The organism is Streptomyces pathocidini (assembly GCF_001418495.1).
Lineage (GTDB): Bacteria > Actinomycetota > Actinomycetes > Streptomycetales > Streptomycetaceae > Streptomyces > Streptomyces pathocidini.
This window is the reverse complement of the sequence record NZ_LIQY01000637.1, coordinates 1,298-1,812: the sequence shown is the minus strand read 5'-3', so window position 1 is coordinate 1,812 and position 515 is coordinate 1,298. Positions and strand designations below refer to the sequence as shown.

The 515-nt window shown below is 67.6% G+C and carries 1 protein-coding gene; it reads right to left on the bottom strand.

Annotated elements, in window-relative coordinates; genetic code table 11:
* Positions 1-515, bottom strand: a 515-nt coding sequence (locus AOK16_RS23840; RefSeq protein ID WP_169790949.1) for a 3-hydroxyacyl-CoA dehydrogenase family protein, incomplete at both ends; no start/stop codon positions are given.

Here is a 515-nt window from a genome sequence, read left to right as displayed (position 1 = left end):
CGACTCCGGCGGGGCGAACTTCTCGTCCTGCGACTCGGCGTAGATGTTGCCGGTGGCGTGCAGCAGGATGTCGACGCCGGTCAGGTCGGTGGTGGCGAGCGGGCCCATGGCGTGGCCGAAGCCCAGCCTGCAGGCGGTGTCGATGTCCTCGGCCGTGGCCACCCCGGCCTCGTGCAGCTTGACCGCCTCGACGACGAGCGCGGAGATGAGCCGGGTGGTCACGAAACCGGCCACATCGCGGTTGACGACGATGCAGGTCTTGCCGACACTCTCGGCGAACTCCCGGGCGGTGGCGAGGGTTTCGTCGCTGGTCTTGTAGCCGCGGACGAGTTCGCACAGCTGCATCATCGGGACGGGTGAGAAGAAGTGCGTGCCGACGACCCTCTCGGGGCGGCTCGTGACCGCGGCGATCTTGGTGATCGGGATGGCGGAGGTGTTGGAGGCGAGGACCGCGTCCTCCTTCACCAGCGCGTCGAGGGTGCGGAAGATCTCCTGCTTGACCTCGATCTTCTCGA